At 62.6% G+C, this 13,603-nt stretch carries 11 protein-coding genes; 1 reads left to right on the top strand and 10 read right to left on the bottom strand.

The genetic code is table 11. From position 1 onward, the window contains the following. Nucleotides 1-53: 53 nt before the first annotated feature. The 10 genes from LB565_RS28020 to LB565_RS28065 all read right to left on the bottom strand — a co-directional run bounded on the left by LB565_RS28020 (nucleotide 54) and on the right by LB565_RS28065 (nucleotide 12,565). Entirely contained in the window at nucleotides 54-1,607 is a 1,554-nt protein-coding gene (locus LB565_RS28020; protein ID WP_224589322.1) for a cation:proton antiporter, read from the bottom strand. A gap of 145 nt (nucleotides 1,608-1,752) precedes the next feature. Next, nucleotides 1,753-2,817, bottom strand: coding sequence for an ABC transporter ATP-binding protein (locus LB565_RS28025; RefSeq protein ID WP_224589323.1), 1,065 nt, complete (start codon nucleotides 2,815-2,817; stop codon nucleotides 1,753-1,755). A gap of 28 nt (nucleotides 2,818-2,845) precedes the next feature. Further along, entirely contained in the window at nucleotides 2,846-3,637 is a 792-nt protein-coding gene (locus LB565_RS28030; protein ID WP_224589324.1) for an ABC transporter permease, read from the bottom strand. Then, complete coding sequence (locus LB565_RS28035; protein WP_224589325.1) at nucleotides 3,634-4,548, bottom strand: ABC transporter permease; 915 nt, start codon at nucleotides 4,546-4,548, stop codon at nucleotides 3,634-3,636. The genes LB565_RS28030 and LB565_RS28035 overlap by 4 nt, the downstream gene beginning before the upstream one ends. Before the next feature lie 60 nt (nucleotides 4,549-4,608). Continuing rightward, nucleotides 4,609-5,715, bottom strand: coding sequence for an ABC transporter substrate-binding protein (locus LB565_RS28040; RefSeq protein WP_224589326.1), 1,107 nt, complete (start codon nucleotides 5,713-5,715; stop codon nucleotides 4,609-4,611). Between the two features lie 244 nt (nucleotides 5,716-5,959). After that, complete coding sequence (locus LB565_RS28045; RefSeq protein ID WP_224589327.1) at nucleotides 5,960-7,132, bottom strand: iron-containing alcohol dehydrogenase; 1,173 nt, start codon at nucleotides 7,130-7,132, stop codon at nucleotides 5,960-5,962. Between the two features lie 18 nt (nucleotides 7,133-7,150). Beyond that, nucleotides 7,151-8,539, bottom strand: coding sequence for an aldehyde dehydrogenase family protein (locus tag LB565_RS28050; RefSeq protein WP_224589328.1), 1,389 nt, complete (start codon nucleotides 8,537-8,539; stop codon nucleotides 7,151-7,153). Nucleotides 8,540-8,711: 172 nt separating this feature from the next. Next, nucleotides 8,712-10,082, bottom strand: coding sequence for a glutamine synthetase family protein (locus LB565_RS28055; protein WP_224589329.1), 1,371 nt, complete (start codon nucleotides 10,080-10,082; stop codon nucleotides 8,712-8,714). 87 nt (nucleotides 10,083-10,169) lie between these two features. Further along, nucleotides 10,170-11,726: an amino acid permease gene (locus tag LB565_RS28060; protein WP_224589330.1), complete on the bottom strand. Its 1,557-nt coding sequence runs from the start codon at nucleotides 11,724-11,726 to the stop codon at nucleotides 10,170-10,172. An 11-nt stretch (nucleotides 11,727-11,737) separates the two neighbouring features. Further along, the gene (locus tag LB565_RS28065; protein ID WP_224589331.1) at nucleotides 11,738-12,565 is read right to left on the bottom strand and encodes an N-formylglutamate amidohydrolase; all 828 of its coding nucleotides are present in this window, start codon (nucleotides 12,563-12,565) and stop codon (nucleotides 11,738-11,740) included. Between the two features lie 142 nt (nucleotides 12,566-12,707). Between LB565_RS28065 and LB565_RS28070 the strand changes: the two genes are divergently transcribed. Next, complete coding sequence (locus LB565_RS28070; RefSeq protein ID WP_224589332.1) at nucleotides 12,708-13,532, top strand: MurR/RpiR family transcriptional regulator; 825 nt, start codon at nucleotides 12,708-12,710, stop codon at nucleotides 13,530-13,532. Nucleotides 13,533-13,603: the final 71 nt, after the last annotated feature.

Raw genomic sequence — 13,603 nt, forward strand, 5'->3', positions numbered from 1 at the left:
ATGTGAGCGGTAAAGTTGGGCGCCTTCGCCGTAACCTTCCGTCGGGAATTGCTCTAATAGGTCGTCAGCGGCTGGAAGCTTCCGGCAGGCGACGCCGCCAGTTCCGACCAGTCGATCTCCTCTTCCAGCCGGTGGTAGGCCTCGTCGCCGATCGTACCGTTGCTGCGCAGTTCCTCCAGCGTGTCGCGCTGCCGCTTGATGGCGTAAAGGCGCAACCGGTCGTATTCCGTCGCGGCTTGCGCGTCGTCGGGATTTTCGGCGATCCGGCGTTGCGCCTCATATTGTTCGCGCACGACCGCGGCGGCGGACGAGGTTTTGCGGCTCAGCACGTCGAGCGCGGCCTGCATGATAGCCACCCGCGCCTCGGCCACCTCGCGGTCAATCGAAGTATCGCGCGGAAAATTGAGCCAGCGCAGCAGAGCCTTCAGGCTCATGCCCTGCAGCACCAGCGTGCCGAGCACGACCGCGAAAGCGGCAAGCACGATCGGGTCACGCCCGGGAAAGCCGGCCGGCAAGGCAACGGCGGCGACCAGCGTCACCAGCCCGCGCATGCCGCACCAGCCGACAAGCACGGCGCCGGCGAACGTAGGCGCATCCTTCTTTTTTTCCTCGCTGTCGTTGCGGGCAAACCATCGGATGACCGCGACGTATCCCGCCACCCAGACGAGGCGTGCCACGATAACGACGGCAAAAACTGTCGCCGCGAAGAGAAAGGCCTCGCCTTGCCCATCGCCGGCAAGCCGGCCGATGATCGACCGGGCCTGCAGGCCCATCAGCACGAACGCCAGCACGTTGAGCACGAACACTGCCGATTCCCAGACCGAATAGGCGCTGACGCGGCGTCTCGCCGACATCCGGCGTGGCCCGGTGCGCGCGATGGTGATGGCATAGACGACGATGGTGATGATGGCGGAAAGGCCGAGCCTGTCGGCAATGATCCAGACAGCAAAGGTTCCGGCGAACTGCACCACGGTGCTGCTTGCCGCATCCTCGATGCGCGTCAGCGTGAGCAGCGACGCCCGGCCGAACAGGTAGCCCGCCACGACGCTGCCGACGGTTGCAAGCAGGATAAGGGGCACCGCGTCTTTGAGCATGAGCGTGCCGATCGCTGCCGAAACCGATATCCGGTAGATCAACAACGCCGTGGCATCGTTGAGCAGGCTCTCGCCCTGCAGGATGGCTGTAATGCGGTGCGGCACCTTGAACTGGCTGAGCACCGCGCTTGCCGCCACCGCGTCCGGCGGCGCGACGATGGCGCCGAGTGCTATCGCCGCCGCGATCGGCAGGCCGGCCATCTTCCAGCCCACAAAGGCAACCACCACGGTGGTGAAGACGACCGCGCCAAGCGCCAGCAGGGCAAGTGACAGCCGGTACCGCTTCAGGTCGCGCAACGACGTGTCATAGGCGGCGTCGAGCAGCACCGGCGCGATGAACAGCGCAAGCGCCAGTTCCGGATCGATCTCGATCACCGGCGCGCCCGGCACGAACGCAAGCCCAACCCCGGCAAGCGCCAGCAGCGACGGATAAGGAATCTCCAGCCGCCGGGACAGCGCCGTCAGCGCGACGGCGATCAGCAGCAGGACAAGGGTGAGTTCGAACAGCGCCATGGCTCATCGTAGCGATGGAACCAGGCGTTTGGCACTGCAAAAGTGATGGTGAATGGTGAATGGTGAATGGGTATCATCAGAAGATCTCGAGCACGTAAAGTGCTGATCGCTATTCACCATTTACTATTCACCATTCACTCTTTCCCTAGTGCAAAACCAGCATATCACCCGACGAGAAGGAAATGTCCGCCTTGTCGCCTACGGCAGGGGGCGGTGTCGCCGAGTTGTTGAAGGTGTCTAGCGATACCGAGTTGCCGCCGATGCCGACGCGCACCCGGATGACTGAGCCGAGGAAATGCACTTCGGCGATCTCGCCCGACAGGCTGGTGTCGTGGCCGGGCTGCCGCGCCAGCGAGATGGCCTCCGGCCGCAGCGCCAGCGACAGCGTATCGCCGGACTTCGAACCGTTGAGCTTGCCTTTCAGCGAGACTTCCTGCGAGTTGACCTGCACCTTGCCGGACGCGGCGTCGGTGACCTTGCCCTCCAGCACGTTGAGCGTGCCGACGAAATTGGCGACGAATTTGGTCGCCGGCCGGTTGTAGATCTCGAACGGCGTGCCGACCTGCTCGGCCTTTCCGCCATACATCACCGCGATGCGGTCGGAGATCGACAACGCCTCTTCCTGGTCATGCGTGACGAAGATGGTGGTGATGCCGAGCTTCTTCTGGATCGAGCGGATTTCCTCGCGCAGCGACACGCGCACCTTGGCATCGAGTGCCGACAGCGGCTCGTCGAGCAAAAGCAGTTTGGGTTTGGGGGCAATCGCCCGCGCGAGCGCGATGCGCTGCTGCTGGCCGCCGGAAAGCTGGTAGGGATAGCGGTCGGCCATCTGCGGCAGCTTGATCATGTCGAGCATCTCGGCGACCCGCCTGTCGGCATCCGCCTTGGGCATGCCAGCCACTTTGAGACCAAAGGCGATGTTCTGCCCCACCGTCAGGTTCGGGAACAGCGCATAGGCCTGGAACACCATGCCGATATTGCGCTGGTTGGGCTTCAGCCTAGTGATGTCCTTGCCGCCGACCACGATCTTGCCGGCCGAAGGCTCCTCGAAACCGGCGACCATGCGCAGCACCGTCGTCTTGCCACAGCCGGACGGGCCAAGAAAGGAGACGAACTCCCCCGGCGCGACATCAAGATTGAAGTCCTCGACCACTGTTGTGGCGCCGAAGGATTTTCGCACATGCTGGATGGAGAGGAACGGCTCGGCCATGGTTTTTCTTTCGATCGGTACTTTTCGCTCAATTCGGGCGGTTCGCCGATTTCGGCGCGAAACGAGACAGGATCTGGATCAGGGACATGCAGCCCCAGGTTATCGCGAAGGCGATGATGGACAGCGCGGCCGGTTCGTAGGCGCGATTGGCCACAAGGTTCTGCAGATACGGACCAAAGGCAGGGCGATTGAGCAGACTGGCCATGGTGAATTCGCCAATGACGATGGCGAAGGTGAGAAACGCGCCCGACAATACCGCGATCAGCACATTGGGCAGAATAACCCGAGTGATGATCGTACCCCAGCCTGCCCCCAGAATCTGCGCGGCCTCCGTCAGCGTGCGTACGTCGATGGTGCGAAGACCGGTGTCCACGGCCCGGTACATATAGGGCAGCGCGAGCGCCGCGTAGCCGATGACCAGCAGCGCGTTCGCTCCCAAATTCGACCCGAGAAACGGCAGCGGCGAATTCGAGCCATACATTCTGATATAGCCGAAAACGATGACGATGGCTGGGATAACCAACGGCAACAAGGTGATGAACTCAACCACCGGGCGCAGTTGGGGCAGGCGCAGGCGGATCCAATAGGCGGTTGGCACCACGATCAGCACACCCAGGAGAATCGTGAAGATGGCGACGACCACGGAAAATATGAACGTCGCCTGGAACTGGCTGTCGCCCAGCACAACCTTGTACGCATCGAAGGAATAGACACCGCGCCGCATGCGCAGCGAGAACTCGACTGTCGCGATCAGCGGTATGAAGAAATAGGCCGCGCCGAGGATGAAGACGGCCCAGGCCCAGAACTTGCCAGCCTTCATTTGAGCCACCTCTCCGAGCGGGTCCGGAACCAGATGTAGAAGATGTTGGCAAGCCCGGTGATGAAGATCATGCCGAAGGCGATCGCATAGCCGAGATGGGCGTTGTGCAGCACGTCGCCGCGGATCTGCGCATAGAGCAGGATCGGAACGATGTTAAGCGACGAGCCGGTCAGCGCATAGGCGGTTGCGATTGCTCCGAATGCATTGGCGAAGAGCAGGATGACGGTGCCCAGGAAGCTCGGCCAAAGCACCGGAATGACCACCATGCGCCAATATTGCGCCTGGGTGGCGCCGAGCGTGGCGGCGGCCTCGCCCCATTCCCGTTTCAGCCCGTCGATCGCCGGCACGATGATGACCACCATCAGCGGAATCTGGAAATAGACATAGGTGATCGTCAGACCCCAGAACGATAGCAGGTTGAAGCCATGCGCGTAGAGGTTCAGGCCGACCAGCGTGTTGAGCAAGACAGTGACGAGACCGAGCCGCCCAAGCGTCGCGATGAAAGCAAACGCGAGCGGCACGCCGGCGAAATTGGATGCGACGCCCGAGAAGGTCAGTGTCGCTGAACGTATCCAGTCGGGCAGCCCGCCGCGCACGATGGCGATGGCGATGGCAAGGCCGGCGAAGGCGCCGATCAGTGATGACGCAAGGCTGACCTTTATTGATATCCAATAAGCCGCAACGATGTTGGCCGAAAAGAGCGCGACGATGTTTGCGAAGGTGAATTCGCCTGCCTCGTTCTGGAAAGCGCCCAGCATCAGATAGAGCGTGGGCAGGATCAGGAACATCACGGCGAAGATGAAGAAAGGCGTAACGCCAAGCCACTGCGTCGGCAGCCTCAGGCTCCGAGCCTCGGCCGGCGGCGCGGTCTTTCCCGCAATGGCCTTGTTGGAGAGCGAGAGATCGGTCATGCGCCGGTTACCGTTCTGAAAATAGGCCGGGCGGCCAGGCCGCCCGGCCGATATCGCCTGTTACTTCACATTGGCGCCGACGACGGCGTCCCAATTCTTAGTGATGGTTTCCTTGGCCTTGCCCTGCTCGTCGAGCGTCGGGAACACGGCGGAAGCATAGGACTCCGCCGGCGGCAGCTTCGCCAGCACGTCCGCCGGAATCTTGCCGTTCTTGGCGAGATCGTTGAAGCGGATCGGATGGCAATAGCCCTTCAGCCAACCGATCTGGCCTTCGTCGGAATAGAGATACTCCATCCACAGCTTGGCGGCGTTCGGATGCGGCGCAAAGGCGCTGATCGCCTGCACATAGACGCCGGCGACGACGCCGGTCTTCGGCACGATGACGTCGACGGGCGGGTTGCCCTTCAGCGTGTCGCGGCCCGAAAGCGCGTTGTAGTCCCAAGTGACGAGGATCGGCGTCTGGCCCTGGGCGAGCGTCGCCGTCTTGCCGATTACCGGCACGAAATTACCGGCCGCATTGAGCTTCTTGAAGTATTCGAGGCCGGCGGTACCCGCGGCTTCACCAGCGGCGGCCCCACCGGAAAGGCCGGCAGCATAAACGGCCTGAATGGCCTGGTTCGAAGCACGCGGATCACCGGCAAGCGCGACTGAGTTGGCGAATTCCGGCTTCTGCAGGTCGGCCCAGTCGGTCGGCGATTCCTTGACCAGATCCTTGTTCACCTCGAAGGCGAGCACGCCGTAATAGTCGCCGTACCACGCGCCATCGGCATCCTTGGCGCTGTCCGGGATCGAGTCCCAGGTCGACACCTTGTAGGGCATCAGCAGGCCGTCTTTCTTCGCAGTCGGGCCGAAGGACAGGCCGACGTCGATAACGTCGGGCGCCTGCGGGCCCTTGTTGTCCTTGTTGGCCCTGATCGCCTCGACCTCGTCGCCCGAGCCGGCGTCCGGGTTGAGCTCGTTGATGGTGATTCCGGGATACTTAGCTTTGAAACCTTCGATCACTGCCCCGTAGCCACACCAGTCATGCGGAAGCGCAATCGTGGTGAGTTGGCCTTCAGCCTTCGCGGCCTTGACGAGATCGTCCAGCGAACCCGCGGACGAAATCACCGTCGACGCAAAGAGCGCCGCGGCCGAGAGGGAAAGCACTTTCCCCGTGAACTTGAACATGTGTCCTCTCCGTTGAACTGGCGCGTTTAAGCGCCTGCGATGCGGGTATCGTTTTCGTGTGACAGCCGGATGAAGGCTTTTTGAAACCGGAGCCCCGCGGCCAAAAAAGTTAACTCTTTTTAACGGACCGTAGCAATTAGCCCGCGCTTAATTTTCCGGCTAATGGTTAGCTGCGTTGATTTTGCCCCTTCTCCCTTTCCTAGAGTGTTCCCTTATTTGACTTTTTGGTATTGAAAGCCGGCTCTCAGATGGAGCCGGCGATCGCATTCTCGAGCAGCGTCAGCGCCGCTTTCTTGGTGAGCTTCACCGGATTGCCGCCCGCCGTCGGATCGACCACCGCCATGTCGGCGATCAGCGCCTTGCGCTTCTTGTCCATGTCGAGCCCCTTGATCAGGCCCGGCAGCGCGTGCGGCACCTTGAGCTCCTTGCGCAGCTTGATAACTGCCTTGGCGAAGCCATCGAAGCCGCCCTTGATGCCGCAATAGGCGGCGAGCCGGGTGATACGGTCCTCGATCGCCTCGCGATTAAAGGCCAGCACATAAGGCATGAACACGGCATTGGTCATGCCATGGTGGGTGTCGTAGAGCGCGCCGATCGGATGCGACAGCGAATGGATGGCGCCCAGCCCCTTCTGGAAGGCGGCGGCGCCCATGGCGGCGGCGCTCATCATATGGGCGCGGGCGACCAGGTCCTTGCCGTTGGCAAAGGCCTTGGGCAGGTTCTCGAACACCAGACGGATGCCTTCCACCGCGATGCCGTCGGCCATCGGGTGGTAGCCCGGCGCGCAATAGGCCTCCAGGCAATGCGCAAGCGCATCCATGCCGGTGCCGGCGGTGATGAAGGCCGGCATGCCGACCGACAGCTCCGGATCGGCAATGACGATCGCCGGCAGAAGCTTCGGATGGAAGATGACCTTTTTGGTGTGGGTCTCTTCATTGGTGATGACGCCGGCGCGGCCGACCTCGGAGCCGGTTCCTGCCGTGGTTGGCACCGCGATGATCGGCGCGATCGCATCGGAATTGGCCCTGGTCCACCAGTCACCGATGTCCTCGAAATCCCACACGGGTCGCGTCTGTCCTGCCTGGAAGGCGATTAGCTTGCCGAGATCGAGCGCCGAGCCGCCGCCGAAGGCGATAACGCCGTCATGCTTGCCCTTCTTGAACACCGCGATGCCGGCGGTGAGATTGGACTCGACGGGGTTCGGCTTAACCTCCGAAAACACGCCATAGGGAACCTTGGCGTCATCGAGGATCTTCAGCGTCGAGGCGACGACCGGCAGCTTCGCCAGACCCGGATCGGTGACGAAGAGCGGGCGCTTGATGCCCGTGGCAGCCAGCACGTCCGGCAGTTCCTTGATACGCCCGGTGCCGAAACGGACGGTCGTGGGATAGTTCCATTTGGAAATCAGCTTGGACATGTCTTGTCTTTCAAAAAGTCAGATTGCTTCGCGCAGGTGATAGGATTTCGGCCGGGTCAGATTGTCGTAGCCGATCGCCGAAAGGGCTGCGCCCTTGCCGGTGTCCTTGACGCCGGTCCAGACCAGCGCCGGGTCGAGATAGTCGCAGCGGTTCATGAACACGGTGCCGGTCTCGACGCGGTCGCCGATGGCGATTGCGCGCTCCGTGTCGCGCGTCCAGATCGAGGTGGTCAGCCCATAGGGGCTGTCGTTCATCAGCGCAATCGCCTCCTCGTCGTTGCGCACCTTCATGATGCCGACGATCGGCCCAAAACTTTCCTCGCGCATGACGCTCATCTGGTGGTCGACCCCTGTCAGCACTTCCGGCGCCAGATAGGGCGAGCCCGGCTTGTCGTTCTCGACCTTCATGTTGATATGCGCGGTCGCGCCCTTGCGCAGCGCCTCGGCCTTCTGCTCGCGGATCAGGTCGGCGAAGCGCGCCTGCGCCATCGGTCCCAGAGTGGTCGCCTGCTCCAGCGGATTGCCGACGACATAGTTTCTGGTCTCGGCGACAAAACCCTCGACGAACTCGTCATAGACCTTCTCATGCACATAGACGCGCTCGATGCCGCAGCAGCACTGGCCGGAATTGAAGAAGGCGCCGTCGACCAGATTGGCGACCGCATGATCCATCTTGGCGTCGGGCAGTACATAGGCCGGATCCTTGCCGCCGAGTTCTAGGCCGAGCGTCATGAAGGTGCCGGCCGCGGCCTTCTCGATGGCGCGGCCGCCGCCGACCGAGCCGGTGAAATTGACATGGTCGATCTTGCCGGAGCCCAGCAGCTTTTCGGTCTGGGCGTGGTTCATGACTAGGTTCTGGAACAGCCCCTTTGGCAGGCCCGCCTTGTCGAAAGCCTGCTGGAAGCGCTCGCCGACCAGCAGCGTCTGCGCGGCATGCTTGAGGATAACGGCGCTTCCGGCCATCAGCGCCGGCACGATGGTGTTGACCGCGGTGAGATAGGGATAGTTCCAAGGCGCGATCACCAGGACGACGCCGAGCGGCACCTTCTTCACATAGCGGCGGAAACCGTCCTTCGGGTTGGAGGCCAGCACCGGCTTCAGCGCGGCTTCGGCGATCTCGACCATATAGTTGGTGCGTTCCTTGACGCCGCCGAATTCGCCGCCATAGCGCACCGGCCGGCCCATCTGCCAGGCGATCTCGGGCACGATCTCGTCGCTCATGGCGACCAGCGCCTCGAGCATCGCCAGCATGTATTTGCCGCGCTCGACGACCGGCGTCTCGGCCCACTTCTCCTGCGCCGCCCTGGCGCGCTCGACCGCCGCGTTGATCGCCTGGTCGCTGGCGACGGGCCGCTCGGCATAGATCGAGCCGTCGATGGGGGATTTGAGTTTGACCGTTTCGGTCATTTCTTCCTCGCAGTTTTACAACAATCGAAAATCACTTGGCTTGGCGCCGCCCTCATCCGGCTGCCGGCACCTTCTCCCTGTATAAGTGACGGAGAGAAAGGAGAAGCTCCTGCGCCGGCGCCCCCCGCTCCCCGGTCTTCACGGGGAGAGGGGCCAGCGCCGACGCTAACCCCTAGTACCGCTCAAAGCCCCGGTGCAGCTCCCAATCCGTGATGCGGCGGTCGTATTCGAACTGCTCCCAGCGGGCGGTGTGCACATAATGCTCGATCACCTCCTCGCCGAAGGCCTGCTTCAGCATTTTCGACTTGGCCAGCGTCTCGGTGGCGTCGCGCAAGGTCTTCGGGATCTCGGGCAGGCGCGAGGCCTGATAGGCGTCGCCGACGAAAGGCTTCTGCAGCTCCAGCTTCTCATCGATGCCGGCGAGGCCCGACGCGATCAGCGCCGCGAAGGCGAGATACGGATTGAGGTCGGCGCCGCCGATGCGGCACTCCATGCGGATGCCCTTGGTGCCTTCGCCGCAGAGCCGGAAGCCGGCGGTGCGGTTGTCTTCGCTCCACATGATCTTGGTCGGCGCGAAGGTGCCGGCCTGGAAGCGCTTGTAGGAATTGATGTAGGGCGCCAGGAACCAGGTGAACTCCTTGGCGTATTTGAGCTGGCCGGCCGCCCATTGCTGGCCGAGGCTCGACAGCGTCCAGTCGGCCTTCTTGTCGAAGAACAGCGGCGTCTTGCCGTCGGCGCTCCACAGCGAATTGTGGATATGGCTGGAATTGCCGGCGAGTCCGTAATTGTACTTGGCCATGAAGGAAATGGCCTTGCCTTCGGAATCGGCGATCTCCTTGGCGCCGTTCTTCAGGATGACGTGGCGATCGGCCATCTCCAGCGCCTCGGCGTAGCGCACATTGATCTCTTCCTGGCCCGGTCCCCACTCGCCCTTGGAGTTTTCGATCGGGATGCCGGCGGCCTCCATCTCGTTGCGAAGCCGGCGCATGACGCCTTCTTCCTTGCTGGTGATGCCGATCTGGTAGTCGCCGATATAGGGCGAGGCGCTATCGAGCCCCTGCCAGTGCTTCTTGCGCGCGGATTCGTAGGTCTCGCTGAACAGATAGAATTCGAGCTCCGAGGCGAAATAGCCGATATAGCCGCGCTCCTGCAGGCGCTTGACCTGCTTCTTCAGGATCGCGCGGGGTGAGTGTGCCAGATCCTCATGCGTGTGATGGTCGAGCACGTCGCAGATGACCAGCGCCGTCTTCTCCAGCCACGGAATGCGCCGCAGCGTCGACAGATCCGGCTTCATGACGAAATCGCCATAGCCCTTCGACCAACTCGCCGCCTTGTAGCCCGGCACCGGCTCCATATCGATGTCGCAGGCCAAGAGATAGTTGCAGCCATGCGTCTCGCCATGCGCGGAATCGACGAAATACTGAGCCAGGAAGCGCTTTCCCGCGAGCCGGCCCTGCATGTCGACGATGCAGGCCAGCACCGTGTCGATCTCGCCGTTCGAGACCGCATTCTTCAACTGATCGAACGAGAAATTCCCGGCCATTCCTTTGGCGCTCCAGTGCTTGTCGATTTGAAGGGAGAAACAAGACCATGGCCGGCGTTGCGCCGGCCATGGCCATGAAGTGACGTATCAGTGGCCGGTCTCGCCGACCGCCTGTTCGGCCGCCTTGATCGCCGCCTGGCGCGCCGCGATGATGTCGCCGAGCGGCGGGCCCTGGAAGCGGTTGCGCTCGAAGGCAAACCAGACGATCGCCGTCAGGATGAAGAAACCGACGGTGATGTAGAGCGCCCAGTCGTTGGGCGGCTGGATGCCGATGACAAAGATCAGGATCATCGACAGGATCGAGAGAACGCCGAACAGCATGAAGATGGCGCGCCCCATGTTCCAGGGGCCCATCTTGTCCCACTTCGGCGTTCCCCAGGCCATCATGCCGAGCACGATCGGCACGGTGAAGGAGAGGAACAGGAAGATGACGGTGCAGGACACCACGATCGTGTAGGCTGAGGTGCCGGCGACCGAGACCACCGACGAACCCCACACGAACAGCACCGACAGGATCGAGGCCGTCCAGATCGCCGCCACCGGCGTGCGGTAGGTCGGGCTCACCTTGGCGAGTGCCGCCGAGCCCGGCAGACCGCCGTCACGCGAGAAGGCGAAGATCATGCGCGAGGCCGAGGTAACAGTGGCAAGACCGCACAAGAGCTGCGCAATGAACACCACGAGGTAGACGAACTCCTTGAGGCCGGGGCTGACGCGCTGGTCGAAAGCCCAGAAGAACACGTTCCAGCCCTGCTTGGCGGCATCGTCCATGTTCGGGATCATCAACACGAAGGCGGCCAGGAACAGATAGCCGAACAGCGCCGACCAGACGACCGACATCACCATCGCGCGCGGCACGGAAGAAGCCGCTTTGATGGTCTCTTCCGACGTATGCGCCGAGGCATCATAGCCGGTAATCGTGTAGATCGGCAGCAGGAGGCCGAGCGCGAAGACCCAGGCGTTCGACACCGACGGCCACACACCGCCGCCTGCATCGCCGGAGTAGTTGTGGAAGGTGAAGAGGCGGCTGAAATCCCAGGTCTCGGCCGAAAACAGGCAGACCACCGCGATCAGGATCGAGCCGAAGAAGATCAGATAGCCGGAGAAGTCGGTCAGCTTCGCCGTCAGTTTGATGCCGAGATGGTTGATCAGCGCCTGGGCGCCGGTGATGATGACCAGGAAGATCATCTGGTTGGTCAGCGTGCCCTCGATGCCGAGCGCCGGACCGAAGGCGCCGACGAAGAAGGTCCATGTGCCCACATTGATGGCGCCGAGCACGGTGATCAGGCCGAGCAGGTTGAGCCAGGCCGTCACCCAGCCGGTGCCGCGATTGCCGAGGATCGAGCCCCAGTGATAGAGCCCGCCGGCCGTCGGATAGGCCGAGCTGATCTGCGACATGGCGACGGCAAAGGTGAGCGAGACAAAGCAGCCGACGAGCCAGCCGATACCGATGCCGATGCCGCCTGCGCCCGAGGTCGCCTGCGCCAGCGAATTGATGCCGCCGGACAGAATGCAGATGATGGAGAAGGAAACCGCGAAATTCGAAAAGCGGCTCAGGCGCCGCTCCAGTTCCTGGGCATAACCCATGCTGTGAAGGACCTGAATGTCCTCCGCCTTATCGACTTCGGTATAGTCGTCTGCTGCCATTTGGAAGTCCCCTATTGGTTCTTAGCTGGCCGATTGTACTGACTTTCCCATTGCGCTTTGTCGGGAGCCCTGGCCTCCTCGGGCTCCAGATTCGAAAATATGCCTGTGAGCAGATCCGCCCATTTCCGCTGCCCGGTCTCGCCGGCGATTTCGTCGTTGCGGATTTCGATCATCGCGCAGGCTAAGCCGCGCGAACGCGCGTGCCGCTCCAGCGTGAAATAGACGCGGTCGGCCGGCGAATAAGGTTCGTTGACGCCGACGGTGACGCCGGCAAGCCGCTGCAGCGCCGCGACCAGGGGCTTCGCCAGGCGGCGGTCGTCATCATGGATGATGCCGATATGCCATGGCCGGCTCTTGCCCTTGTAGACCGGCGTGAAGGAGTGCACCGACACCAGACGCGTCTCCTGACCCCGCGCCAGCCGCTGCTCGACGATCTCGGCGATCGTGTCGTGGAACGGGCGCCAGGCAAGATCTATGCGGGCGGCGCGCTGCTTGTCGGACAGGCTCGCATTGCCAGGAATGACTGTCGTCTCGCTGACCGGCGGAATGAGGTCCGGCGCGTCAGGCGGCCGGTTGCAATCGATGACGAGCCGCGACACGCGGGTCTCGATCAAGGTCGCGTCGAGCGCCTCGGCCATGCGGCTGGCGACGGGAAGCGCACCCGGGTCCCAAGCGATATGGCGCGAAAGATCCGCGGCCGGCAGGCCAAGCGTTCCGAACTCGGCGGGCAGGAAATTGGAAGCGTGGTCGCAGGTGAAGACGAAGGGACTGGATCCGCCGGGGTTGGTCACCCTCACGGTCCCAGACGGTGCAAGGCTAGCGGGCCGAGCTTTCTCCATATTGTCCCCTGCGGGGCGCTGTATCTTATGTTACGTATTTTGTCTCATTGCGTCCCTGTGAATGATTTCATACAGTTTGCCCGGCTTTGTCAAACGCGAATTCGGGAAAATGGCGGCGGCGGGTCAACGGGCGGGGGAAAACATGATTTCCAGCATTGCCGAACTGATCTCGGACCGCATCGGCACCATGCCGGCCGGCGAACGACGCGCCGCCCAGACGCTGATTGCCAACTATCCTTTGACCGGGCTGAAGACGGTCGCCGAATTCTCGGCCGCGGCCGGCGTATCCTCGCCGACGATCCTGCGCTTCGTCGCCCGGCTCGGCTTCCAGAACTACCCCGAATTCCAATCGGCGCTGCAGGATGAGCTGGCGGCGCAATTGCAGTCGCCGGCTTCGCGCACGCTCAATCCAAGCTCGGCCGGCAGCGCCGTTTCGCCGATGCTCGAGGCGACGCTCGACAATATGCGCGAGACCTTCCGGCACCTCACCGACAAACAGCTCGCCGACATCGCCGCGCGGCTTGCCGAACGGCGCGGCAAGACCTTCCTCATCGGCGGCCGTTTCACCGACCCGCTGGCGCGCTACATGGCTGCTCATCTCGCCATCATCCAGCCGGATGTCTATCACCTCGCGGGCCAGGAGAGCATCTGGCGCGACCGGCTGATCGACATGGGCAAGCGCGACGTCCTGGTGATCTTCGACATCCGCCGCTACCAGGACAGTCTCGTCCGCTTCGCCGAGAAAGCTCATCAGCGCGGCGTGCAGATCATTCTCTTCACCGACCAGTGGCTTTCGCCGATCGCCCGCTTCGCCCGCCACGTGATCGCCGGACGCACCGCCGTGCCTTCGGCCTGGGATTCGTCAGCCGCTCTGTTCGTGGTCGCCGAAACGCTGATCGCCGCCGTGACCAGGCAGCTGGAAGCGGCCGGTGCCAAACGCATCCGCGACCTCGAAAGCCTGCGCTAGAGTCTTTCATGTTTTGACGGAAGCGTATCCGGCGTTTTCGAAGTAGTTCTTGCATTCGGTTGCCTCGATGG

It is taken from the genome of Mesorhizobium sp. CA14 (assembly GCF_020165195.1).
Taxonomy (GTDB): domain Bacteria; phylum Pseudomonadota; class Alphaproteobacteria; order Rhizobiales; family Rhizobiaceae; genus Mesorhizobium.

Bases quoted from the DNA above. Each gene is read 5' to 3' on its own strand.
- LB565_RS28060 (WP_224589330.1), bottom strand. From the start codon at position 11,726: ATGGCAGCAGACGACTATACCGAAGTCGATAAGGCGGAGGACATTCAG.
- LB565_RS28045 (WP_224589327.1), bottom strand. From the start codon at position 7,132: ATGTCCAAGCTGATTTCCAAATGGAACTATCCCACGACCGTCCGTTTC.
- LB565_RS28025 (WP_224589323.1), bottom strand. From the start codon at position 2,817: ATGGCCGAGCCGTTCCTCTCCATCCAGCATGTGCGAAAATCCTTCGGC.
- LB565_RS28050 (WP_224589328.1), bottom strand. From the start codon at position 8,539: ATGACCGAAACGGTCAAACTCAAATCCCCCATCGACGGCTCGATCTAT.
- LB565_RS28035 (WP_224589325.1), bottom strand. From the start codon at position 4,548: ATGACCGATCTCTCGCTCTCCAACAAGGCCATTGCGGGAAAGACCGCG.
- LB565_RS28070 (WP_224589332.1), top strand. From the start codon at position 12,708: ATGATTTCCAGCATTGCCGAACTGATCTCGGACCGCATCGGCACCATG.
- LB565_RS28040 (WP_224589326.1), bottom strand. From the start codon at position 5,715: ATGTTCAAGTTCACGGGGAAAGTGCTTTCCCTCTCGGCCGCGGCGCTC.
- LB565_RS28020 (WP_224589322.1), bottom strand. From the start codon at position 1,607: ATGGCGCTGTTCGAACTCACCCTTGTCCTGCTGCTGATCGCCGTCGCG.
- LB565_RS28065 (WP_224589331.1), bottom strand. From the start codon at position 12,565: ATGGAGAAAGCTCGGCCCGCTAGCCTTGCACCGTCTGGGACCGTGAGG.
- LB565_RS28030 (WP_224589324.1), bottom strand. From the start codon at position 3,637: ATGAAGGCTGGCAAGTTCTGGGCCTGGGCCGTCTTCATCCTCGGCGCG.
- LB565_RS28055 (WP_224589329.1), bottom strand. From the start codon at position 10,082: ATGGCCGGGAATTTCTCGTTCGATCAGTTGAAGAATGCGGTCTCGAAC.